This window comes from Streptomyces sp. NPDC048590 (genome assembly GCF_043199535.1).
Taxonomy (GTDB): domain Bacteria; phylum Actinomycetota; class Actinomycetes; order Streptomycetales; family Streptomycetaceae; genus Streptomyces.
The window spans coordinates 742724-765689 of record NZ_JBICWC010000004.1 but is presented as its reverse complement, the minus strand read 5'-3'; the positions used below and the strand labels follow the sequence as shown (position 1 = coordinate 765689).

At 69.0% G+C, this 22966-nt stretch carries 22 protein-coding genes; 9 read left to right on the top strand and 13 right to left on the bottom strand.

Annotated elements, in window-relative coordinates; genetic code table 11:
* Positions 1–3: 3 nt before the first annotated feature.
* The 10 genes from ACGFNN_RS15900 to ACGFNN_RS15855 form a co-directional block, all read right to left on the bottom strand.
* Complete coding sequence (locus ACGFNN_RS15900; protein ID WP_362674972.1) at positions 4–1554, bottom strand: SCO6880 family protein; 1551 nt, start codon at positions 1552–1554, stop codon at positions 4–6.
* Positions 1551–2885, bottom strand: coding sequence for a hypothetical protein (locus ACGFNN_RS15895; protein WP_393556200.1), 1335 nt, complete (start codon positions 2883–2885; stop codon positions 1551–1553). The genes ACGFNN_RS15900 and ACGFNN_RS15895 overlap by 4 nt, the downstream gene beginning before the upstream one ends.
* Entirely contained in the window at positions 2875–3747 is an 873-nt protein-coding gene (locus ACGFNN_RS15890) for a hypothetical protein (protein ID WP_393556198.1), read from the bottom strand. The genes ACGFNN_RS15895 and ACGFNN_RS15890 overlap by 11 nt, the downstream gene beginning before the upstream one ends.
* 186 nt (positions 3748–3933) lie before the next feature.
* Positions 3934–4242 carry a hypothetical protein gene (locus tag ACGFNN_RS15885; protein ID WP_014047394.1) on the bottom strand — a complete coding sequence of 103 codons (309 nt, stop codon included), beginning with the start codon at positions 4240–4242 and terminating at the stop codon, positions 3934–3936.
* A gap of 482 nt (positions 4243–4724) precedes the next feature.
* On the bottom strand, positions 4725–5627 hold the full coding sequence (locus ACGFNN_RS15880; RefSeq protein WP_393556196.1) for an aldo/keto reductase: 903 nt from the start codon (positions 5625–5627) through the stop codon (positions 4725–4727).
* Between the two features lie 84 nt (positions 5628–5711).
* A complete protein-coding gene (locus ACGFNN_RS15875; RefSeq protein WP_393556194.1) occupies positions 5712–8309 on the bottom strand; it encodes a polysaccharide lyase family 8 super-sandwich domain-containing protein in 2598 nt (865 codons plus the stop codon).
* A 215-nt stretch (positions 8310–8524) separates the two neighbouring features.
* The gene (locus tag ACGFNN_RS15870; protein ID WP_393556192.1) at positions 8525–9025 is read right to left on the bottom strand and encodes a peptidoglycan-binding protein; all 501 of its coding nucleotides are present in this window, start codon (positions 9023–9025) and stop codon (positions 8525–8527) included.
* A 135-nt stretch (positions 9026–9160) separates the two neighbouring features.
* Positions 9161–9400 (bottom strand): DUF397 domain-containing protein, encoded by a 240-nt coding sequence (locus tag ACGFNN_RS15865; protein ID WP_393556190.1) that lies wholly within the window; start codon positions 9398–9400, stop codon positions 9161–9163.
* Positions 9393–9581, bottom strand: coding sequence for a DUF397 domain-containing protein (locus ACGFNN_RS15860; protein WP_393556188.1), 189 nt, complete (start codon positions 9579–9581; stop codon positions 9393–9395). The genes ACGFNN_RS15865 and ACGFNN_RS15860 overlap by 8 nt, the downstream gene beginning before the upstream one ends.
* Positions 9582–9589: 8 nt before the next feature.
* Positions 9590–10471, bottom strand: a complete 882-nt coding sequence (locus tag ACGFNN_RS15855) for a helix-turn-helix domain-containing protein (RefSeq protein ID WP_393556186.1) — start codon at positions 10469–10471, stop codon at positions 9590–9592.
* A 169-nt stretch (positions 10472–10640) separates the two neighbouring features.
* Between ACGFNN_RS15855 and ACGFNN_RS15850 the strand changes: the two genes are divergently transcribed.
* Positions 10641–11105, top strand: coding sequence for an ATP-binding protein (locus ACGFNN_RS15850; protein ID WP_393556184.1), 465 nt, complete (start codon positions 10641–10643; stop codon positions 11103–11105).
* Positions 11106–11147: 42 nt separating this feature from the next.
* Here ACGFNN_RS15850 and ACGFNN_RS15845 read toward each other — a convergent pair whose 3' ends face one another.
* Both ACGFNN_RS15845 and ACGFNN_RS15840 read right to left on the bottom strand, forming a co-directional pair.
* Positions 11148–11774, bottom strand: coding sequence for a histidine phosphatase family protein (locus tag ACGFNN_RS15845; protein WP_393556183.1), 627 nt, complete (start codon positions 11772–11774; stop codon positions 11148–11150).
* A 124-nt stretch (positions 11775–11898) separates the two neighbouring features.
* Positions 11899–12165, bottom strand: a complete 267-nt coding sequence (locus tag ACGFNN_RS15840; RefSeq protein ID WP_393556181.1) for a hypothetical protein — start codon at positions 12163–12165, stop codon at positions 11899–11901.
* 162 nt (positions 12166–12327) lie between these two features.
* On the opposite strand from ACGFNN_RS15840, the gene ACGFNN_RS15835 reads away from it, so the two are divergent.
* From ACGFNN_RS15835 to ACGFNN_RS15800, 8 genes are all read left to right on the top strand, one after another.
* The gene (locus ACGFNN_RS15835) at positions 12328–13413 is read left to right on the top strand and encodes a hypothetical protein (RefSeq protein WP_393556179.1); all 1086 of its coding nucleotides are present in this window, start codon (positions 12328–12330) and stop codon (positions 13411–13413) included.
* A 130-nt stretch (positions 13414–13543) separates the two neighbouring features.
* Entirely contained in the window at positions 13544–14191 is a 648-nt protein-coding gene (locus ACGFNN_RS15830) for a GNAT family N-acetyltransferase (protein ID WP_393556177.1), read from the top strand.
* 166 nt (positions 14192–14357) lie between these two features.
* Positions 14358–14738: a hypothetical protein gene (locus ACGFNN_RS15825; protein ID WP_393556257.1), complete on the top strand. Its 381-nt coding sequence runs from the start codon at positions 14358–14360 to the stop codon at positions 14736–14738.
* Entirely contained in the window at positions 14735–16528 is a 1794-nt protein-coding gene (locus ACGFNN_RS15820; RefSeq protein WP_393556175.1) for an alpha/beta hydrolase, read from the top strand. The genes ACGFNN_RS15825 and ACGFNN_RS15820 overlap by 4 nt, the downstream gene beginning before the upstream one ends.
* 80 nt (positions 16529–16608) lie before the next feature.
* Positions 16609–17064 (top strand): hypothetical protein, encoded by a 456-nt coding sequence (locus ACGFNN_RS15815; protein ID WP_393556173.1) that lies wholly within the window; start codon positions 16609–16611, stop codon positions 17062–17064.
* Between the two features lie 115 nt (positions 17065–17179).
* Entirely contained in the window at positions 17180–18169 is a 990-nt protein-coding gene (locus tag ACGFNN_RS15810) for an NlpC/P60 family protein (protein WP_393556255.1), read from the top strand.
* Between the two features lie 302 nt (positions 18170–18471).
* Complete coding sequence (locus tag ACGFNN_RS15805; protein WP_393556171.1) at positions 18472–19203, top strand: phosphatase PAP2 family protein; 732 nt, start codon at positions 18472–18474, stop codon at positions 19201–19203.
* Between the two features lie 322 nt (positions 19204–19525).
* Positions 19526–22582: a tetratricopeptide repeat protein gene (locus ACGFNN_RS15800; protein WP_393556169.1), complete on the top strand. Its 3057-nt coding sequence runs from the start codon at positions 19526–19528 to the stop codon at positions 22580–22582.
* Between the two features lie 26 nt (positions 22583–22608).
* Here the strand turns inward: ACGFNN_RS15800 and ACGFNN_RS15795 are convergent, their stop codons facing one another.
* A complete protein-coding gene (locus ACGFNN_RS15795) occupies positions 22609–22821 on the bottom strand; it encodes a hypothetical protein (RefSeq protein WP_393556167.1) in 213 nt (70 codons plus the stop codon).
* Positions 22822–22966 lie beyond the last annotated feature (145 nt).

The window sequence follows — 22966 nt, the reverse complement described above, 5'->3', positions numbered from 1 at the left end:
TCGTCAGCGCCGGATGCCGGTGGCGAACGGCAAGGTGTTCACAAAGGCGCGGTGGTGTTCCCGGTCGCACCACTCCAGCTTCAGGTACGACTTGCCGGCCGAGGCGCGGATCGTCCGCTTGTCACGGGCGAGGGCCTCAGGGGAGCGGGACGACACGGTGATGTACCCCACGAGGTTCACCCCGGCCGCGCCGCTGGCGAGATCTTCACCCCGCTGGTCGAGCCTGCCGTGGGCGGCGATGTCGCGGGGGTCGACCGTGCGGTTCATCTTGGCCTGGCGGCTCGCCTCGGCGTCGTCGTTGGTCTTCTCCGTCAGCATGCGCTCGATCGCGATCTCGGTGGGTTCGAGGTCCATGGTGACGGCGACCGTGCGGATGACGTCGGGCGTGTGGACGAGGAGCGGCGCGAGGAAGTTCACGCCGACGGGTGTCATCGGCCATTCCTTCACCCAGGCCGTGGAATGGCACCACGGGGCCCGGGTCGTCGACTCCCGGGTCTTGGCCTGGAGGAACGTGGGCTCGACCGCGTCGAGTTCGGCCGGCCAGGCGTTGCGCTTCGTCATGGCCTGGATGTGGTCGATCGGGTGGTCGGGGTCGTACATCGAGTGCACGAGGGAGGCCAGGCGGCTCTGTCCGAGCGGCTGCCTGACCCGGATGTCGGCCTCGGCCAGGCGGGCGCAGATGTCGGTCAGTTCGCGTGCCATGACGACGGCGAGTCCGGCGTCCCGGTCGAGCTTCCGGCCGCCCTGCGGGCGGACCGCGCGGGCCATGGCGTTGGCCTCGGCGGCCAGGTCGCGGGTGTAGTGCATGCAGGCGACGAGGTAGGCGCGGTGCTGCTCGCTGGAGGTGGACACCATGGACTGGAGCTGGTCGTACGAGTCCTGGAGCCAGGCCGGGGCGGACCTGTCGCCGCGCTGGGCGACGTCCTTGGCATGGGCGTCCGGGTCGGCGGGCAGCGTACGGGCCAGCATCTGGAGGCGCGTCACGAAGCCGTCGCCGTTGGCCACGTGCTTGAGGAGGGTGCCGAAGCGGTCGACCAGGGCCTCCTGGTCCTCGCTGTCGCGCAGGCCCACTCCGGGGCCCTCGATCTCGATCGCGGCGGTGACGGTGCGACGGTCCGCGTGCAGGAGTACGGCGATCTCGTCCGGCCCGAACGGCGCGGCCAGCCAGCTGATCCGGCCGATGCCGGGCGGCGGCCCGATCTCCACCTCACGCCCGTCGGCTCCGATCCCGGCCTCCATGGCGGCGGAACGGTAGGCGGTCCCGCGGCGCAGGGTGCGCTTGAAGCTGCGGTTGATCTCGAACCACTTGTAGAAGGTGCGTCCCTTGTAGGGGACGTACACGACGGCCAGGGCGAGCATGGGGAAGCCGACGAGCGCCACGATCCGCAGGGAGAGCGTCGGGATGAGCAGCCCGCTCATCATGCCGAGGAACGCTCCGGCGATGATCAGCGCGATCTCGCCCGTCTCGCGGTTCTTGCCGACGATCGCGTTGGGCCGGGCGCGGCCGATGAGGTACGTACGGCGGGGCGCGATCGTGTGGGCCTGGGTCGTCAACGCCCTCCACCTCCTGAGCTCGTGTTACCTGTGCTGCCTGATCCGCCGGCTCGCGGGGAGCGGCTGCCGTGTGGGGTGCCGGAGGTGGGTCCGGAGGCGCTGCGCGGTGACGGGGCGGTGGAGCCGCCCGAACCGCGGGAGCTGTGCGCGGCGACGCCGCCGCTGACGGGGTTGGACGGGCGGGCGCCGCCCCCGCTGTTGCCGCCGTCCCCGCCCCCGCGGCCGCTGTGGGTCTTGATGCCCTGGGAGACCAGCGCGGCGGGCGAGCTGATCAGCGCGGCGGCCTGCGAGCCGTCGGTGGCCTGCTTGCGGTTGGTACGGGCGCCCTGGATCTCGTCGCCGAAGCCGGGGACGAAGCGGTAGATCATGGCGGAGGCGAAGATGGCCAGCAGGATGATGGCCAGGCCGGAGACGACGGCCGAGAAGGCGTTGGGGCCGTCGTCGGCGGAGAGTGCCCCGGCGAGTCCGAGCACGATGACGATGACCGGCTTCACCATGATCACCGCGATCATGATGCCCGCCCAGCGGCGTACGTGGCCCCACATGTTCTTGTCGACGAGGCCGGAGTACACGACGACACCCAGCAGGGCGCCCACGTAGAGCAGGGCGGCCCGGATGACGAGTTCCAGCCACAGGATGCCGGCGGCGAGGATCGACACGAGCGAGACGACGATCAGCATGATCGGCCCGCCGCCGATGTCCTTGCCCTCCTTGAGCGCTTCCGCGAACGACCCGAAGAACACATCGGACTGGCCACCGGTCGCGGCGGAGATGACCTCGGTGACGCCGTCGGTCGCGGAGACGACCACGTACAGGATGAGCGGGGTGAAGGCGGAGGCCAGGACGGTGAGCCAGAGGAAGCCGATGGCCTCGGAGATCGCGGTGGTGAACGGCACGCCCCTGATCGCGCGCTTCGCCACGGCGAAGAGCCAGAGGACGAGGGTGAGGATGGTGGACGCGGCGAAGACCACCGCGTACTGGGTGCGGAAGGTGGAGTTCGTGAAGTCCACGGTCGCCGTGGACTCGACGGCCTCGCTGAGCTTGCCCACGATGTACGCGGCGGCGTCGGCGCAGCCGCGGGCGAGGGAGGTCAGGGGGTCCAGGGCGTCGTCCACGGGGGGTGTGGAGCGGCCGGTGGCGCCTGCTTCGCCGTCCTCGCAGTAGTCCCGAGCCGCGCCGTAGATGAGGTCGCAGGGATTATTGCTACTGCTAGGGCTGGGTGTAGGGCTTGGGGCAGCCATCACTCTGGTGGCGAACAGGATGAGCGACGCCTGCAGTGAGGCCAGGACGGCAGCGACAGCCCGCAGGCGTCGCCAAGGCTTACCGGGCATAGGTGAAGCCTCCGAACCCGCTGACCGCTCCAGCGATCTCTTCCGCGCTGGAAGCCCTGTTGTCGCCACCCACGGGGGCAGGACCGTCCTTTTGCGAGTGGGTGACGGCCTTCCAGTCGCCATCAACCCACTTCAGTTCCATCGTGATGGTGAACCAGCCATCTGTGACGGGCTTGGTCGACCCCTCGCCTGCGAGGCCGATCAGGCCTGAGCACCAGACCTCGACCGTGGCCTCATCTGTGGAGGACTTCGTCATCTTGGTCCCGATAGGTGTCGTGCGGGAGATGAATGCGAACCCCGCCGGGGCGGTGCCGTCGTCGTTGAGCCCAAGTTTCTGGAAGAAGTCGATCGAGTATGCGGCGTCGAGCGTGGACCGAAACCGGTCGATGGACTGGGGCGCAATCACCGAGTCGAGGATGTCGTCACGCTTGGTCTTGTCGAACATGTCTGCCGACCCCAACGCCACCGCGTAGTTCGCAGCCGCGCTCTGCGCCCCCTGCTGGTCGTGGGCGAAGCCCGAGGCGATGGTGCCGTTCCTGCCCTGGACCGGCTTGGTGCCGGTCGCGGCCGTGGCATCGGCGCCTGCGGCTTCCGGCCGCTTCCCGCTGTCGCCGTTCGAGGTGTTGTCGCCCCCGCCCTGGTTCGCGAACGCGATCGCCGCGATCAACAGGACCACCACGCCCACCGCCATGATCAGCGAGCGTGAGTTCCTGGCCGGCCGACGGCCGTACGGGTCCCCGTCATCCCCGCCCCCGGGCATGCGGGTGCGGGTCTGCCGGGTGCCGCCGAGGGTGCTGTACGCGTCGTCCGAACGGCCGCCCGGCTCGTCGGTGCCGTAGCCGCGCTCATCGCCCATGCTCATGCCGCGTACGTCCCCTCAGCCGTGTGCAGTGCCTCGTGATACGACGGTAGCGCCGCTGTTCTCCGCGTGGGCGCGGTGTGGTGACGTGACATCAGGAGACGCAACCTCTGCCGGTGGGCACGACGACGGGTAGGGGCGAGCAGGCGAGACCCGGGGTGGGCCTCGAAGGCGTGGACTGACCGGGGGTCAGACAGCCATGCCGTACACGATGGTGAAGAGCGTGCCCAGCGATCCGATGATGAAGACGCCGGTCAGCCCGGCCACGATGAGCCCCTTGCCCTGCTCGGCGCTGAAGGTGTCGCGGAGGGCTGTCGCGCCGATGCGCTGCTTCGCCGCACCCCAGATCGCGATTCCGAGGCACAGCAGGATGGCGACCGCCATCACTACTTCGATCATGATGCGTGCCTCGTTGCCCAGCGTCCCGAACGGCCCCCAGTTCGGGGCGATTCCGCCGATGATGGTGGTGATGTCGCCCTTTTCAGCTGCCAGGATCATGTAAGTCACCGCCCCTGTTGGGTAGTTCGCCTCCCGTGCCGTGCGACACGGGTCGGTCTCTATCTTCGCTGATGAAACCGGCATCGCACGACGCCTTCCCGGGTCTCTTTACCCGGATCTCGCACATTTGACCGGAGGGGCCGCCCTGACCTGCGACTCCTGCGCCGATCCGTCTGCGTACGCATGGTTACTCTGTGTATCACGCGGTGTGACGGCTAGCAACGACGGTGGCCATGGTTCCGGATGCGGTCGATGCGTTCACGGCGGACGGGCTATTCGCACGCGCTGTTCGAGAGCCTTCCGTGCGCCGGTGGCTTCAGGTCGATGCGGCGTCAGACAGGCGGCGGGCAAACGGACTCGGCGCCGGTGCCCGGCTCACCCGGAGGCGAGCCGGGCGCCGAACCGGGAACGACCGCTCGTTCTTACTTCACCGGCCGCGAAGAGACCCGGCGCGGTGAGACGGGCGCGGTGTTCGGCGCCGGTCACGCCGAGAGGAGGGCCAGGTCCTCGTCGGTGAGCCGCAGTGCCCCGGCGGCCACGTTCTCGGCGAGATGGTCCGGGTTCCCCGTCCCCGGGATGGCCAGTACGTGCGGACCCTGATGGAGCGTCCAGGCCAGGCGCACCTGGGCGAGGGTCGCTCCGTGCGCGCGGGCGACGGTGTGCAGCGCTTCGGCGCCGGTGTCGGCTCCTCCGCCGTCCTGCCCGTTCCCGGTGATGGCGTAGAAGGGTACGAAGGCGATGCCCTGATCCCCGCAGTGGCGCACGAGCTCGTGCTGCTCGGGAGGTGCGTCGATGCCGTACTTGTTCTGGACGCAGACCACCGGGGCGATGCTCATGGCCTCGGCGAGCTGCTTCCGGGAGGTGTTGGAGATGCCCAGGTGGCGGATGAGTCCGGCCTCGCGGAGCTCGGCCAGGGCTCCGAAGTGCTCGGAGACGGACTGCGATCCGTGGCTGCGGGCGATGCGCAGGTTGACCACGTCCAGGTGGTCGCGGCCGAGCTGGCGGAGGTTCTCCTCGACCTGTCCCCGCAGCTGGTCCGGGGTGGCCCAGAGCCAGGTGCCGGAGGGATCGCGGCCGGGGCCGACCTTCGTGGTGATGACGAGGTCGTCGGCGTAGGGGGCCAGGGCACTGTTGATGAGTTCGTTGGCGGACCGCAGCGGAGAGAAGTAGAAGGCGGCGGTGTCCACGTGGTTCACGCCGAGCTCGACGGCTCGGCGGAGGACGTTCAGCGCGCGGGTCCGGTCGCTGCTGGAATCTCTGGAGAAGGCCGCGCCGTCCTGCGTCAGGCGCATCGCGCCGAAGCCGATGCGGTTGACCGTCAGATCGCCGAGTTTCCAGGTGCCGACGGCCGAGGCGTCGATCGTTTCGGAGGGTGAGATCATCATCGGATTGTCTCACCGGGTCGAGTTGATGGGCCGGCAACCGATCATTCGGTGCCGTGGACGCCCCCGAGCGTCCGCGGGGTGCGCTCAGGGGCTCCCGCTGAGCGTGGTGGTGAGACTGCGCCCGTACGCCTGATGGGTCATGAACTCGATTCGGGTGCCACCTGGGACGCGGCGTACGTGCACCCCCGGGTCCGCCGATACGAGCCGCAGCGGCCGGCCGTGGAGGGTGACCGTCACGGTCCGCCGTGCCGTCGTCGGGTCTGACACCGCGAGGGTGCGGGTGCCGTCGGCGTCGCGGTGCAGCAGCACGGAGGCCGGACCGTCGATCGACAGATCGGCAGCCCTGTGCGTTCCGGCGGTGAAGGCGTTCGCGGCGGTGAGGCCCAGCCCGGTGTGTACCACTGCCTGCAGGCGGGTGGTGTTGGACAGGACGGTGAGCGGGCCGTGCGCGTGGGAGCGGGTGTAGGCGGCCAGCTGTTCCGCGGTGGCGTTCGGGACGAGGACGTGCGCCATGGCGGCCGGGGGAGCACCGGCTGCCTGCTCGTAGGAGACCGTGAAGACCTGTTTGGTCGCCGAGGTGTCCGGGTTGGTGGTCCGTACGAGGCGCCGGCTGCGGGTGACGGTGTCGAGCCGGACGACGGGGGGCGGGCCGGACAGGAAGACGTAGCCGACAGATGTCCCCTGGTCCTCGTCGGCGTAGCGCAGCCAGGCCGGGATGGAGGGCCGGGTCCGCTCCCAGCGCGAACCGTCGCGGAGCGCTCCGGTCAGGGAGATACCGGACGTGGGAGCGGCGATGCGGCTGTCGACCGTCGTGGTCACCGCTCGCCCGGCGAGGCCGGTCACACCTGCCGAGAGCACGACTATCTCGTCGTCGAACATGAACCAGGACCTGGTGGCCCGCGCGGCCCGGTAGGCGACGAAGTCCTCGGGCAGCTCGCCCGCCTGTTGTGCGGCGTAGGCGGCGTCGTCGGACTGTACGAAGCCGGCCGCTCCGTAGGCGCCGAGCCGGGCGCCCCCGGAGTACGGGTGTGTGGCACGGGGGAAGTAGACGTAGGCGTTCTGCGACTCCGAGGAGGCGGTGAAGCCGCGTTCGGGGTTGTCGTACCAGAGGGTGCCGTAGAGCTCGGGGACGGTGCGCCGGGTCTCCACCGGGGCGGTGACGCCCGCCAGACGGTGGGGCTCGACCGCGGTGAAGTAGTCGATTCCGAAGGCCTCGCGCTGGTCCACGCCCGAGAGGTACAGGTAGTGCGCGCCGGTCCCCTGGAACCAGGGCATCAGGTTCTCGCCGCTCATGTACTCGTACATGCTCGTGCGCGCGGAGCTGCGGGCCAGGGCGAAGGTGTAGCCGGGGCGGCGGTGGACGGTGCGGTCCATGGCGTTGAACGCGGCGTGTGAGGCGGCGGGCGCGAGGTCCTCCGAGGGGCCCGGGACGTCCACGATGTCGGCATAGCGGGCGATGCTGACCGGGGATACGAAGGAGACCGGGGTCAGGCCGGCCTTGGAGGTGCGCCGGACGTACCGGACGTAGTTCTCCAGGGCGTTCCGCGCGTCCCCCGCCGTGTGGGCGGAGAGGTCGACGACGGCCTCCACCACGGCGGTCACGTCCGCGTACCCGGTGCCGGTCCTGGAGACGGCCCGGCCCTTGACGATCTCCATCATCCAGCCCTCGAAGATCAGCGGGGCGAAGCTGTCGGAGATCCATCGCCGCACGACGTCGACCAGGCTGTCGTCGGTCAGATACCCGGTGCCGTCGAGAATCTTGATCGTCTGGACGATCCGGGTGAGCAGTCCCTTGCCGTACGAGCCGGTGTAGGCGACGGAGCCGTGCTGCACGAAGGAGCCGTCGGCGTAGAAGCCGTCGGTGACTCCGTGGCGCAACCGGTAGGGGTCGATGGTGGAGAACACGGTGAGCTGGTCGGCGAGGGCCTTGGTGATGCGGGCCTCGTCGCCGAGGAGGGCGCCCTGGAGGACCCGGTTCGTCGTGATGTCGGCGAGGTTGGCGCCGGTGTGGAAGCGGGAGTCCAGATCGACGTCGCCGTCCTCGCCGTTGCGCAGGTACGCGTCCATCGAGGCGACGTACGTCGCGGTGAGGTCGGGCCGGTGTGCCGCGAGGTCGTCCCCCAGGAGGATCAGGGTCTTCGTCACGAAGGCCGGGATTCCGATCTCCCAGTGGAACCAGTTGCCGTAGTAGCCCTTCGCCTGGTCGCCGAACCATCTCTCGTGCAGCAGTGCCAGGCCGTCGATGACCAGGCGCCGGGTGGCCGGGGCGTCGGGTTGTCCCGGAGTGCCAGGGTCTTCGGCTCCGGGGAGCGCGGCGGCCAGGGCGATCTCGTAGAGGTACTGGTACGAGGTGCTGAGGTTGACGTCGCTGGTTCCCAGCGGCAGTCCGGCGAAGAGCTCGTCCTGGCCGGCTCCCGCCATCCGTGCCAGCCGGTCCTGCGCCGCCGCTCGTACGGCCGTGAGCTTGGGCGCCACTTCGGGCCGGGCGTTGGAGTCGGCTGTGCCGGCGAAGACCGCCACGGTGTTGCCGAGGAGGGCCTTCAGCGCCTCGTCCGTCGAGACCTCGAGGCCGTCGCCGCCCGGCGAAGGGCGGGAAGCGGCCTCGGCCCGCGGGGACCGGGACATGACCCACAGACCGGCGGCGGGGAGGGCGGACAGTACGGAACGACGCGAGATCTCCACCGGCATGCTCCGAAGTCGGGTTCTGAAAGCGCTTGTTCCTGGGAGGTCAAGACAAGCAATCGCCTCCGACGGATGTCAACGGCCGTGACGGTACGGACCCGAGTGGTGCGTGGGGCGGGTCGGAAACGGTGAAGCCGTCCGCCCCGCGGAACGGACGCCCGGGGCGGACGGCTTCACCTATGCGGTGTCGATTCAGCGGGTCGCTGTGCGGCGCGTCAGACCTGGGTCGGGTTCTTGCACATCCACGGGTACAGGGGGATGCCGCCCTTGCCGAGCAGCTGCCAGTACATGGCCTTCCGCGTGTTGGGGCCGTAGACGCCGTCGACGGCGCTGCCCGTGAAGCCGAGCTGGTTCTTCTGCAACAGCTTGACGGCCTTGACGGTGCCCGCGCCGTAGACGCCGTCGACACCACCGCTGTTCCGGATCGCGTCGTAGGCGGCCGTACCGGAGTAACAGGTCATGATCGCGTCCTGCAGCGCCTTGACCGCCGACTTCGATCCCGTGCCGAGCTTCAGGTTGCAGCTGAGCCCGCTGTTGGAGTGGGAGGGGACCTTCACGTACTCGTAGTTGCCGGTGTACACCGTCTTCGTGGTGTTGCACGCGCTGTACGTGGCCGCCTGGGCGGGTGCGCCGGTGGCGACGGCCAGCGACAGTGCCGCCGCGGTCATCGCCCCCGCCGACAGCAGGACCTGCAGCTTGCGCGAGATGGCACGCATGTTCTCCCCGTTCGTTCACGATGTCTTGACGGCCTGGACTCTAGGCACGGCAGGACCGGACGGCGTAGGAACGTGGCGTTCCGGTGATCAACACTGATCGTTTCGTCGCAATGTAACGACTGGTTCACCAGGGGCTCAGGTGGACTCGGTTCCGCCACGGGTGAAGTGATCGAACTCGCCTGCCACGACCCCCTTGGCGAACGCCTCCCACTTCTCCGCCGTGGTGGTCACCACCGTCCCGCGGTCGTTGGAATCCCGCAGGTGGACCGAGCCCTCGGGGCCGAAGGCGATCTCGATCCAGGGCCCGGGGCCCTCCATGTCATCGGGTGCGGCGCGGGTCCAGTTGAGGTGTGACCAGGAGGTGGTGTCAGCCACGGTCGTGGGACTCCTTGACGGTACGGAGGAGTGCGGCCAGGGCGGACGGGCTGGTCCGGAGTATCGCGCCGCCGGGGTCGCCGCTCTCGGTGAGGGCGATCGCGCCGTGGTCGGCGGCGATGTGTATGCAGGAGTTTCCCTGTGCGCAGTAGGAAGACTTCTGCCAGCCGAGTACGGACATCGTGTACCTCACAGACTCCGAGCGATGTTGTGGATGAACTGTCTTGACTGTTCAGGAGGGAGCGCGATGTCCCTGATCCTTTTCAGCAGGACGCGGTACTTGGCCAGTTGGTCTTCGGCGTCCAGGAACACCGGCCCGTGCGATTGGTCGAGATTGACACTGTCGAGCTGTTGCACGGGCCCGTGGACGTAGTAGATCGACTGTCCCGACCCGGCAAAGGCGCCTGCCGAAAAGGGAATCACCCGTATTTCGACGTGCGGGAGTTCACTCGTCGTCAACAGGTGTTCCAGCTGGTGCCGCGCAACCTGTGCTCCGCCGAACTGCATGCGCAGCGCGGCCTCATGAATGACGACCTGCTGAGGAGTGGGAGGGTCGCGGTGCAGCACGTTCTGCCGCTGCATGCGGAACGAGACGCGGTGCTCGATCTCATGAGGTGAGAGCTCCGGCGCGTCCTGATGAAAGATCTCCTGGGCATGCTCCGGGGTCTGGAGCAGGCCGGGGATATGGACGGTCACAGCGGTGAGCAGCCCTGCCGCGTGATGCTCGGCCTCGGCGAGATCCAGCAGTGGAGTGGGCAGGACGCCCCGGTACTCCTCCCACCACCCACGGGTACGGTCGGCGGTCATACCGCAGAGCGCTTCGACGACCTTCATGTCCCTGTACTGGTAGTTGTCCGCCAGGAACCGGATTCTCTCCGCGCTCACGCCGACGCGGCCTGCCTCCATGTTGCTGACCTGGTTCTGCTTCACGCCGAGGAGTCGACCGGCCTGGGTGGCGGTGAGGCCGGCGCCTTCACGCAGCTTGCGCAGCTCGGCGCCCAGGCGCAGATGGCGACCCGTGGGGCTGGATCTCACCGGACGGCTCGCCTCCTTGAACGCCTTGTCACCCACATGGGTGGGAGTTCACTCATAACTCGGCTTTCGGTTAATACATTAGCCAGGAGTGGCTAGTTTGGAGTTCAGGCCGACCCGCCCGGAAGTACCCCGCTCGACGGAGCGGCCTCGTCACCGGGCCATGCGAGACGCACATCCCAACACTCCTCCGTGAACGGAGACTTCCATGGCTCTGGCCACCGTAACGCCGCCCTGGGCGTACACCCTCCAACTTCCGCAGGATCCACGCGGCCCCGGGATCGCTCGGGCGACACTGCGCACCGTGCTGTCGGTGCACGGCATGCGGGATCTCATCGAAGACGCCGAACTGCTGGCGAGCGAGCTGGTGACCAACGCGTACGAGCACTCCTCGGGGCCGTACTCCCTGCGTCTGAGGGGCGCCGGGCGGAATCGGGTGCGGGTGGGCGTGTGGGACAGCAATCCGGAGATTCCCGAGCCCTTCGTCGGGGGCGTGACGGACGTGCCCTGCCCCCTGACGGAGCGCGGACGGGGGCTTCAGCTCGTACGGGAGTGCGCGGAGAGCTGGGGCGCCTACCCGGTCGGGGGAGCTCTGCCCGGGCAGGGCGGCAAGGTGCTCTGGGTGGAGTGCGTATGGCGGCCCGACCGCGACTGGGCGAGCGAGCTGCGGTGAGCACAGGGGGGTCTCGGACCGGCCGGCGGGCTCGGGCTCCGGTCAGATGCGCAGGTCCGGGGGGAATCCCGTCCAGCGCAGGTCCTCCGGCAGGTGACCGGTGTCGTTGACCGCGACCAGGGCGGCCGGCCTGCCCGGGGCGTAGCGGATCACCGTCAGTGCGGCGTTGGCGTGGTTGAGCCCGAGCCAGCGCCACGCGGGCGCGTCCAGGGCGTCCCGTACGAACCATGCGGCCAGGAAGGCGTGGGTGACGACGAGCTCATGCTGGATCCCGGTGCCGTCCGCCGGTCCGGTGAATCGAGCCAGCGCGTCCGCGGCCAGCTCGGGCCCCTTGCCTCGCTCCTCCTCGGTGAACTGGCCGACGAAGGCGAGGAACCGGTCCGCAGACTCCTCCGGGAGTTCCTCCCGGGCGGGGCTGTACGGAACGTAGTCCCCGACCGCTTCCGAGACGTGCAGAGGCACCTCCCGCCCCAACTGCTCATGGATCAGCCGAGCGGTCTGTGCGGCGCGGGGGAGCGGGCCGTGGTGTACGGCGGCGAGCGGTACGTCCCGGAGCCGCCCGCCCAGCAGGGCCGCCTGGCGGCAGCCGCGTTCCGTCAGTTCGCTCTCGTCCGGCGAGGCCTCGGCGTGCCGGGCTATGTAGAGAACGCGGGTGGCGGATGCGGTCATGTGGCGGTCTCCTGCTGCGGTCGGGCGGCCTCGTCCCCGGAGGTCGACTTCGACTCAGCCTCCGGGACGTGGCCGCATCGGGGAGGTCCTGGGGTGACCCTCGTGACACGCAGCCGGGCGGCCCTCAGGTTCCCTGCCCCGTCATCCCCGGCCCCGTCATCCGAGGCTGGTTCGCCAGGATCTGCCTCAGAGCCTCCAGGGCCGGCAGATGCGTCAGGCCCTCCGCGAGGGGCAGGTGCGTCGAGCAGAACCAGACGCAGTGCTCCGGGTGACCGGTCCAGTCGTCCGGGTAGGTTCTCGCAGGCCTGAATTCCACGAGGGTGAAGTCGCTGGGGTCGGAATCCGAGATCTTGGATGGAAAGCGGCATATGTCGCAGTTCGGCGGCATCATGAGATCGGCTCTCTCCTTCTGTCGGTGACGGCAGAAAACGGCAGATCGGATTCCGCGTCCTCGGATGGCAGGGGCGTGGTCATTGTTCTCCGCGAGGTCTGTTGCCGTACGGATTCGAGACGATCCCGGACGATGACACCGTTCGGGCGCCCGAACTAATGTATGAACGTGATCTTCAAGAGGAAGCGGGGGGCCAAGGGCCTCACCGCCACCGTGTCCGAGCTGGAGGAAGCGGTCGCCGCTCGCGACGGCGGACGTACCGAGCGCGCCTTCACCGCCATGGTGAACGCGGTTCAGTCGGCCTCGGACGACGAACGCGTAACGGCGGGGCCCCGGTTGGCGGCTATCCTGCCCGCCTTTCCGCCCAGCGGCCCCCGCCCGCTGCTGGCCATGGCGGCCGGCCTCTGTGTCGAGCGCGGGGCCGATCCGCTGGACTGCGCGGAACCGATCCTCGGGGCGGTCCACCAGGACCTGCTCGATGCGCTGGAGTTCGCCCGTCGCTGGACCGGGACAGGCGCGTCCGAGGACGGGCTGCCGGAGCCGGACGAAAAGATCATCGACGACAGGCTCCTGAACCGGCTCGGTGGCGATGAGTATGAGGCCAGGCGGCTGGCCCTGGCCTGGTGTGCGGTCGAGCAGTGGCAGCCGCCGGCGCTGGCGGTGCTGTGCCGAAGCGTCGAGGTGCGCCGACGGTACTCGTCCGAGCTCCTCCCGGCCTGCCGCGAGCTGGCGGCTCTGGAGCAGCACGACCTCAAATGCCTGGCCCACGCGTTGGCGGTCCTGGACGACGAGCCGCTCGTGGTCCTCCACAGGCCGACCGGGACCGGGTTCGTGATACGCATCGGCGGCATCGGGGACAACTTCCAGCTGCACACCCTGCTCGCCCACGTCCTCATCGGCGGCGGCAAGGTGCCCGGCACCGCGCCGTCGGCGGAGAGCGTCCGCCTCGCCACCGACCCCGAAGCCGCCCTGGGGGCCACTCGTACCGTCGCGACCGGCGCGTTCGAGCTCCTCGCCGCGAATGGTGAGCGCATCTGGAACGAGGGGCTGCCGGACGACATTCCGGAGGTGGAGGGACGTCGTCTGCTCGTGCTCGACGACCCGGCGTACGAGCGTTCCTGGAACGCCGACCGCTTCTTCCCGCACCTTCCGGGCACCGCCGAGCTGACTCGCGTCCTGAGCGAGGACGAGACCCGCGAATGGTTCGACCGCACCTCGTGCGGCAGTCCGACCCACGGATCCACCTGATCCGGCCGGCGACCCTTCGCCTTCCGGGTGGTGGGCTGGCTGGGAAGCGGTGATGCCCGTTGCAGGGTCCCGGAAGCCGGTAGCTTGCCTCCTCGAACCAATCGGTTCGCCGGTTCGGGGAGGAGCTGCAGTGGTGTTCACGTTGACGCAGATCGCCGAGGTCCCCTCCCGCCTGACGAGGCGGCTGAACGCTCATGGTGGTCCGGACGTCGTGATCCGGCCGCTCGTGCACGCCGACAGCGGGCAACTGGCGCAGTTTCTGGCTGCGTTGAGTGCCGAGACAAGCCGTTTCAGCACATTCGACGGCTATGACCTGGCGGCCGCGCAGGACCTGTGCGATGCGATCGGGCGCTACGACAAGCTCAGGCTGGTGCTCGAGGAAGTGCCGTCGGGCAGGATCGTCGGTCTTCTCGAATTCAGCCTTGCTCTTACCGCCACCGACATCGCGCGCTATCAGGACGCGGGCATTCGTATCACCGAGACGACGGATTGCCGCTTCGGTGCCACCCTGGCTGACGACTACCAGGGGCGAGGCATCGGCACACTCGCCTTCCCGCTCGTCAGGGAGGTTGCGCGGCTGCTCGGCAAGTCGAGGATCATCCTGTGGGGCGGGGTCCGGGCCGACAACTTCCGGGCCATCCGTTACTACGAGAAGAACGGCTTCCACGCGGTGGGCCACTTCACCGAGGCGGACGGTTCCCTGTCGCTCGACATGATGCTGCACCTGAGTCCTGAGCCGGATGCGAGAAGCCTCCCGGCCCGACGCACCGACTCGTAGCCGCGATCCCCGGCCGGTCAGGCGTCGCGCGTACGGGTGATGTCGGGCATCGCGTATCCCTTGCGGGGAACGGGATCCGGCCTGCAGAACCGGTAACTCTCCTGCGTTCCGTGCACGCTGCTTCTGACACAGTGCCGCTCCGTGATCAAGGAACGGGGTGAGTGCCATGGCGTTGGTGGGCGGGCCGAGTGACCCGGTGGGGCCGCCGAGCGCGGGTGTCCAGGGGCCGAAGCTGAAGCACAGCGACGGGCCGTGGCTGAGGGCGGCCGGTGGAGCCGACGAACTGGTGACCCACCTGGCTCCTGTACGGACGGAGCTGGCGACCGCCCATGCAGGGCTCATGGCAGGTGCGGGGCGGCTGTCCGCGCTGGCCGAACTGGCAGCCGTACGGGAGTCCTGGGAGCGCCGAATCCGAGCGGCCCAGGGCGAGTGCGGCAGCCTGGCGGGCAAACTGCGGTCGGTGGCGCGGATCCAGGGGGCCACGAACGAGGACGTCCGGTCGTCGATGGCCGCGGTGCCCGTCCCGCGCACGGGTGACGAGCGATGACGCCGGGGCTGCCCGGGTTGTCCCTGACCTGGGCACAGTTACGGGACCTGAAGTGCGACGAGCTGGAGGGCGCGGCCGACGGCTGGGGCAGATCGAGCAACCGGGCGGATGCCGCGAGAGACCGGATCGAGCAGCAACTGCTCACCGGACTCCGTGACACCCAGGAGGGCGAGGCCGCCCAGGCGGCCGTCCAGCGGCTGCGGCAGCTCGGCCGGAACTTCCAGTACGTGTACACCGAGTGCGGGCTGCTGCGTACGACGCTGAACTCGCTGGCGCACGAGATGAAGATCCAGCAGCGCGCGCTGAACGAAGCCCTGGACGACGCGGCCGCGCTCAAGTACACGGTTCACCCGGACGGATCGGTGACCTACCCGTCCGGGGGAGAGGGCCTGGTCGACGGCGCGCCGCTCAAGGGCGGAACCGCGGCGTCGAGTGGCCTGCACGGGCTGCTGCCACCGTCCGGCCTGACAGCCCCGAACCCGCACGCCGCGAAGGCCCAGGACATCGCCGACCGGGTGACGGGGGCGGTGCGCGCGGCAGCCGAGATCGACTGGCGCTACGCGGGCATCCTGCGGCGGCTCAAGGCGGAGGACGGCCTCAAGGTCCCTGACTCCACCTGGAGGGATGCGGCCGGCGACGCGGCGGAACTCAGGAACGCGGCCGGCGCCTACCTCAAGGACGCCATCCCACGCGACGCGTCCCCGGCGGACCGGCGCGACTGGTGGGCGGGGCTGACTCAGGAGCAACGCGAGGAGTACCTCGCGGTGTACCCGGACCTGATCGGGAACCTGGACGGCATCCCCGCCCTGGTCCGCGACGCGGCCAACCGGGACAACCTGCAACTGCTGATCGGGGAACTGTCCGGCCGGGACGACGACAAGGCGATGACCCAGTTGGCGGGGCTGCGGGAGATCGACCGGCAGCTGGGGGCCGCTCCGAAGCCGGGGGAGCCGCCGATGATGCTCCTGGGGATCAGCGACGAGGGGAATGGGCGCGCGATTGTCTCGTACGGCAACCCGGATACGTCGAAGAACGTTGCGGCTTATGTGCCTGGGTTGAACACGGCGTTGGACGCGGACTTCGCGGAGAGCGATTTGAAGCGGGCCAAAGATACTGCAATCGCAACACGTGAAATCGACCCGTCGAGTGCGACGATCGCGTGGCTCGGGTACGACGCGCCACAGTTGCTCGATGGCCTTGACAGTCTTGCAGTGGCTGCCAATGCGCGGGCGGAGGAGGGCGGTCGCGCTTTTGGTGAATTTGTAGACGGCCTTGAGGTCGTGAATGAAAACGATGATCCGCACATGGTGGCGATCGGGCATTCCTACGGTTCGCGTACGGTTGGCGCGGCAACTCAGCAGCCCGGTGGAATCGCTGGGGTCGACGACATCATCCTTGTCGGCAGCCCTGGGGTTGGGGTTGATCATGCTGAGGAACTGGGAGTCGGTAGGGAGCACGTGTTCGTCGGTGCAGCCGAGAATGACCAGGTAACCAAGGCCCCATCTAAGTTGCAGGGAAACATGTTCGCTGCCGCTGGGCCGGTGGGATACATCGTCGGTGGTCTAGTTGACCGAAACGACGACGACCTGTGGTTTGGGAAGGATCCGGCAAGTGAGGCCTTCGGAGCCACGCGTTTTCACGCTGACGAAGGCCCTGGGGTTGTCACCGGAGGGTTTGCAGCCCACTCGTTGTACTTCGATCGTGCGCGTGCTGACTCAGCCTCCGCGGACAGCATTGCTCTGATCGCTGCTGGTAAGTCTCATAGGGTTAAGGTTGAGGAACCTCGGTGACGCATTTCTGGCGCTTGTTGACGCCTGTAATTATCGGAGCTTCTTTGGTGTCTGGGTGTGGCGAATCGGAGGTAGGTGGCGTGAACATGCAAAAGGCTGCTGAAAATTCAGACCGCATGCTGGACGATGTTTTTCAAGCTATCCATCCGGGTGTGTCCTGGACGCATGGTCCGACCACGTCGGGGGGCTGCGAAGTGACACGTAGGCGAACCGTGATGACGGTTATCTCGCGAGAGCGGAGGGGAGGCTTCCTCGGTTTGGTGGACCGGCAGTTCCAGAAGTCTGGCTACCGTGTCGACGCGATCAATAATGACGCCGAGTACCCAGCGATCTATGCGAAGAATGATGAGGGATACTCGGTAAGCCTGCGATTCGGTGGTGATGGGCAAGCATTCTTCCGTGTCGACTCCCCCTGCGTGGAGAAGTCCGAGGTAGCCGAGTCGACCACCCCCGCGACGGCGCCCACTTACGAGGGCATGGAGCACATTCCCCGCCCCAACATCCGCTCCGCCTTCTGGTCCGCCGGCGCCCCCTGACCCGTTACGGCCGCCCCTGACGCCCCCTCATGCCTCCATCCACCCGTACACACCAGCGAATCGCATCATGAACCGCGCCCGTATGGGGGATGGTTGAGGGGTGCGGAAATACTGGGTGTTCGTCGGCGGCGGGATCGGGCTCGGGCTGTGCTTCATCGCGCTGCTCGTCGTCGGTACGTACTCCGCCGCCGCCGGGATCGCCGGGGCGAGCGGGGCTGTCGGGCTGGCCAAGGGGGCGGTGCCGGCGCGGTACCAGCCGCTGGTGGAGAAGTGGGGCAACCTCTGCCCGGCCATCAACCCGGCCTTGCTGGCCGCGCAGTTGTACCAGGAGAGCGGCTGGAACCCGCGGGCTCAGAGCCATGCCGCCGCACAGGGCATCGCTCAGTTCATCCCGGGGACCTGGGCCTCGCACGGCATCGACGGGGACAAGGACGGTGACCGGGACGTATGGGATCCGGCCGACGCGATCCCGTCCGCCGCTTCCTACGACTGCGAGCTCGCCGGTTACGTCAAGAAGGTGCCGGGGGACCCGACCGACAACATGCTCGCTGCCTACAACGCGGGTGCGTACCGGGTGATCCAGTCGGGCGGCGTGCCGGCCATCAGCGAGACGCAGAACTACGTCAAGATCATCCGTTCGCTGGAGAAGAGCTTCGCCAGGCCGGTCGGCCGGGTGCAGCCGTCGCAGCAGGCGGCGGGGGCGATCTACTTCGCGCAGAAGAAGCTCGGCACCCCGTATCTCTGGGGCGGCAACGGCACCGCGGCGCAGGGGGGCCGCTTCGACTGCTCCGGGCTGACTCAGGCCGCGTACAGGACCGTGGACATCGAACTGCCCCGCGTGGCCAACGATCAGTACAACGCCGGTCCGCACCCCTCACGGGACGAGCTGCTTCCGGGAGACCTCGTCTTCTTCTCCGATGATCTGAACAACTCGCGGGCGATCCGGCACGTGGGTCTCTACGTCGGCGGCGGGTACATGATCAACGCTCCGTACACGGGTGCGGTGATCCGTTTCGACAAGATCGACACCCCTGACTACTTCGGTGCGACCAGGGTCACCAAGGACGGTGCGGCGGCGCTTCCCACCGACCTTCCGGAGAGCTGAGAATCGCGCGGCCGTGGCTGGAACTCTCCGTGAAGCCAAGGCCCTGAGCTGCGACGATGAGTCACTCTTCGGTAACGTCATGGTGATCATTCGGTGGAGAGTGGAACGTGCGCGGCCGTCAGGCCGTTCCCTGGACCGGGACACCATGCGCACATGACAGTGTGTGACTGCGCAGACCGGTCGGGCGTGACGGCACCATGGCGTTCACGCCTGACAGAACCGCACCGACCACGGGGGTCAGAACAGGAGCGACGCACGTCGTTGTGTGTCGCTGCAGCAGACAAGGCAAGGGGCCGCAGCAGATGGCTGGACTCGCACTCGATGGGTCGAACCCCGACGTCAGCCTGCTCTACGACATCAACGGGCTGGCGAAGGCGGCTCCGACCTGGTTCGACCGGGTCATGGAGTTCGTCGGTGAGTTCGGGATCATGTTCGCCATGGTCCTGGCGGTCCTGTGGTGCTGGTGGAGCGTGCGCAGGCGCGGCACGACCGAGGACTCGGTGACCGCGGTCGCCGGACTGGTGTGGGCGCCACTCGCAGCCGGGATCGCCCTGCTGATCAACATCCCGATCCGGGGCTTCGTGGAGAGGCCGCGCCCGTTCTTCGACCACAAGGGGCTCGAGGTCCTGGTCGACGGCAAGAACGACTTCTCCTTTGTCAGCGACCACGCGACGATGGCGATGGCCATCGCCGTGGGGCTCTTCGTGGCGAACCGGAAGTTCGGCTTCTTCGCGATCGCGCTGGCGCTGCTGGAAGGGTTCTGCCGTGTCTACATGGGCGTGCACTACCCGACGGACGTCATCGGCGGCTTCGCCCTCGGCACCGCCGTGGCGCTGCTGCTCGCGCCGCTGGCGATGATGCTGCTCACGCCTCTCGTGGGGGCTGTGGCCCGGGCAGGGGCTCTGGGCCGGCTCGTCAGGTCCGGCCGCCCGGTCGGCGTCGTCGACGCCCGGGGCGAGTCGTACGGGATTCCCGAGCCCAGCCGTGGATCGGGCCGTGGTGGCGCGCCGGGTGAGAAGGACCTCGCCGCCTGAGGACTGTCCGGCGGCACAGGAACTCGTCCGGTGAGGGGGTGTCCCGAGGGGCACCCCCTCAGTCGTGTCCGGGCTCGGGGGCGCGGCCGGACATGGCCGGGCTCCGGTACGACGCGGCCTGGCCGGGCTCGGGTACGCGGCCGTGGCCGGGGTGGTGCCGTCGGAACCGCCGAAAAATTGGAAATGGCTGAAAGCGATCGTTCCCTGACCGGGTCCCCGCCGCCGGGGCGTCATCATGTCCGGGAATCGGGGGGTGGTCTCTGTGGCAGGTCGGCGACCGTCACGGCAGGAAGTGAACCGGCGTCACGAGCGGACGGGGTTCGTGGGCCGACGCGGTGAACTGGCCGTCTTCCGGGAGACGTTCGCCCGGAACCCGGAGGAGACCGACTTCCCGTTCCTGTTCCACGTCCGCGGGAACGCGGGCGTCGGCAAGTCGACGCTGGCCCGGCAGTGGGAGGCCGCCGCGATCGAACAGCCCTCCGCCATCACGGCGTTCGTGGGTGACGAGGTGCACGACGCGGTCGAGGCGATGGAAGCGGTGAGCGACCGGCTGGGCCGGCGGGGGCACCCGCTGAAGCGATTCGACAAGCAGCTGGCGACCTACCGTCAACGCCGTCACCAGGCTGAGAGTGCCGTCCCGGCACCGCAGCCCGTATCCCCGGGCGACCCGGGAGCGGAGCCGGCGCCGACCGCCTCGCCGTCGAGCACGGTGGCGGCGCAGGTGGGGCTGGCAGGGCTGGGCCTTGTGCCCGGGATCGGAGCGTTCGTCGGGGCGGTCGACCCCCAGCAGGTCGCCCTGGGCGCCGACAGGATGCGGGCCGCCCTCAACACCCGCCTGCGCAGCCACGACGACGTACAGCTGGTGATGCGACCGCTGAGCGTCCTCACCCCGGTCTTCCTGGAGGACCTCGCAGAGGTCGCCGAGCGGTGCGAGCGGGTGGTGCTGTTCTTCGACGTGTACGAGCGGACCGCGCCGGTGCTCGACACCTGGCTCCGCGACATCGTCTTCGGCGACGAGTACGGGGGCCTCCCCGTCAACGTGCAGGTGGTGCTCTCCGGGCAGCTGCGCCTGGACGCCAGGATCTGGGGAGATCACCTCGGCCAGATCACCGAGGTGCACCTGGAGGTGTTCTCCGAGGAGGAGGCACGCACGCTGCTCGCCGGCCACGGGGTCGTCGAGGAGGCAGGCGTCGAACTGGTCCTGCGCCTCTCCGGACGGTTGCCGCTCCTCGTGGACATGCTGGCCCGCAGCGGCGCCCGCACCGGTGAGGGCTTCGAGGATCCGTCCGAAACCGCGGTCGAGCGGTTCCTGAAGTGGGAGCCGCTCGCGGAACGCCGGGAGGCCGCCCTGGCCTGCGCGCTCCCGCTGCAACTGGACGAGGACATCTACCGGGCGGCCGCGCCGGAGGACGCCGTCGACGGATACCCGTGGCTGCGCGGCCTGGCGTTCGTCTCCTCGCAGTCCGGCCGCTGCCGCTATCACGAGGTGGTACGCGCCGCCATGCTGCGTCTGCAGCGGACGCGGTCGCGTCTCCGGTGGGAGCGGGAGCACATGCGGCTGGCCGAGGTGTTCCGGGGTTGGCGTCTTGCAGCGGAGGGGGAGATCGGCACGGATCCCGAGGACCACTGGCGTGACGCCGCCTGGCGGGAGTTCCGGAGCAACGAGACGTATCACCTGCTGTGCGCCAACTCCCGTGCCGCCCTTCCCGACGCGTTACGCCAGAGCGCGCACGCGGTGGGCCGTGACGCCGCCACACTCCGTCGGTGGGCTCAAATCCTTGTGGGGGCGGGTCTCGACGCCGATGTGGAGGCGTTGAGGGTGTGGGGTGATCGGCTGGAGGCCACAGCCGATGACGAGGAGGAGGGGGGCCTGACCGCGCTCACGCTGCTGCTGGGCGCACCCGAACTGGACAGTTCCGGGAGGGCGTTGGTGCACAGTCTCCGCGCGCGGGAGTACAGGATGGCACGTGATGCCGAGAGCGCGCTGGCCGACTGCGTGGCAGCGGTGGCGCTCGCGCCTGACGAGGCGGGCTCTCACGCGGGGCTGGGGGAGACCTACCGGTTGCTGGGGCGTCACGAGGAAGCGGTCAATTCCTGCGGCCGTGCGCTGGAGATCGACCCCGGGTACGTCATCGCCCTCGGCAGTCGTGGTGACGCCCACCGCAACCTGGGGCATCACGAGGAGGCATTGGCCGACTTCGGCCGGGCTCTCGGCCTCGATCCGCAGTACGCGTGGGCCCACTCCTGCCGTGCGCAGGTGTACGAGGCTCTGGGGAGGCCCGACGACGCGCTCGTCGAGTACGACCGCGCCATCGAGGCCAACGCGGAGTACGTCAGGGCCATGGGAAGCCGGGCGGAACTCCTGCGGAGGCTCGGCCGCTATGAGGAGGCCCTGGAAGGTTTCGGCCGGGCTCTCGGTCTCGATCCGCAGTACGCGTGGGCCCACGCGAACCGGGCGCTGGCGCACGAGGCTCTGGGACGTCACGACGACGCACTGGCCGATTACGCCAGGGCCGTCGAGATCGATCCGCTCTATGAGTGGGCCTACGCCAGCAGGGCCGAACTCCTCGGGCGTCTGGGCCGTCACCAGGAGGCCTTCGCCGATTACGCGCGGGCGATCGGGATCGATCCGGAGTACGCGTGGGCGCACACCATGCGGGCCGCGCTGTACGAGTCCTCGGGCCGCCACGAGGAGGCCCTCGCCGGCTATGCGCGGGCGATCGCGGCCGATCCGGAGTTCGCACCGGCGCATGCCAAACAGGCCGCGCTGTTCGGGGCCTTGGGCCGCCACGAGGAGGCGCTCGCCAGTTACGCGCGGGCGGTCTCCGTAAGTCCCGACTACTTCTGGGCGCTCGCCTCCCGCGGAGAGCTGTACGGCGGGATCGGGCGCCACCAGGAAGCGGTGGCCGACTTCACCCGCGCCATCGAGCTCGATCCGCGCTCCGGCTGGGCCCTGTCCGCCCGTGCCCAGACGTATCTGCGTATGGGCAGGTACACGGACGCACTCCCGGACTGCTTCCGGGCCGTCGAGATCGATCCTGAGGAGGGCTGGTACCAGATGCTGTACGGCCTGGCGCTGCGTGCGGCAGGCGAGCGGGAGAGTTCGGACGACCGCTTCTCACGTGCCCGGCGCCTGTTCTCCGAGGCCGGCGGGAGCCCTGCAGACATCGCGGACGCGTCCAGGGGGCTGCTTGTTCTGGCCTGTGTCGTCCTCGACGACGAGGACGCCGTCGCGCGGTGCGAGCGGTTTCTCGCGCTACGGCCTGATGGGCGCACCGTGCGGGAGACGGTTGACGACCTCTCGTTCCTCCGTGACGTCCTTCCGGAGTCGGGCCCGTGCGCAGAGGCGATTCTGGCGCGTCTTCGGGAGACGCGCTGACCCGAGCCGCTGTAGCGCGCGCAGTCCTAGCGGGAGCCCGCCCGCCCCGCGCTGTGTTCGGCCGCGTCGGTGCGGGCGCGGTCGCGGGAGCGGCGGGCGGGGCCGGCCCAGCCGCAGGAGCAGCGTGCCAGGCAGAACGATCCGCGTTCGACGGTGGTGGTGCTGTGTGTGGGTTCCGGGCCCTGGGAGAGGACACGCGGGGATGCCAGGACCGGGGAGTCCGCGGGTTCGTGATGCACGCGTCCACCGTACTGGGGACGCCGGGCAGGGGCCGAGGTGTGGGCCGATCGGTGCCGGGGCGGGCCGGGGTGGCGTGACGGTGCGCCCCGGCCGTCGTTAGGCGAGACGGGCGGGTTCCGGGTCAGGCGTACGTCGTTGGGGGTT